Raw genomic sequence first — 391 nt, 5'->3', positions numbered from 1 at the left:
AAAAAACTCAAAAAACGCGGTGTTCTCGGTTTTTAATAATAATAAAAAGAATCATGATTCAGTTTTCAATGTGCAACACTTGATCACTTCGTGATCAATGGAGAATAACGGGATCGAACCGTTGACCCCCTGCTTGCAAAGCAGGTGCTCTCCCATCTGAGCTAATTCCCCATGTTGTCTAGTCAGGCCGATGGGCACAAGTGGACTCGAACCACCGACCTCACGCTTATCAGGCGTGCGCTCTAACCAGCTGAGCTATGCGCCCAATCTTTTTGAGGTAAATCCCTCAAAACTGAACAACGTTTCAACAATGCGTAGGTTTCCGAATTATTTCCTTAGAAAGGAGGTGATCCAGCCGCAGGTTCTCCTACGGCTACCTTGTTACGACTTC

Annotated in this window: 2 tRNA genes and 1 rRNA gene; all 3 read right to left on the bottom strand. The window is 45.8% G+C overall.

The annotated features are described in order from the left end of the window. Window positions 1–98: 98 nt before the first annotated feature. Window positions 99–171 (bottom strand) — tRNA-Ala (locus tag ACRYI5_RS11070). A gap of 20 nt (window positions 172–191) precedes the next feature. After that, window positions 192–265, bottom strand: a tRNA-Ile gene (locus tag ACRYI5_RS11065). A gap of 74 nt (window positions 266–339) precedes the next feature. Next, window positions 340–391, bottom strand: a 16S ribosomal RNA gene (locus ACRYI5_RS11060); the annotation flags it as partial.

Source organism: Furfurilactobacillus sp. WILCCON 0119 (assembly GCF_053471565.1).
The sequence above is the reverse complement of the archived record's forward strand: the minus strand, read 5'-3'. Positions and strand labels throughout refer to the sequence as shown.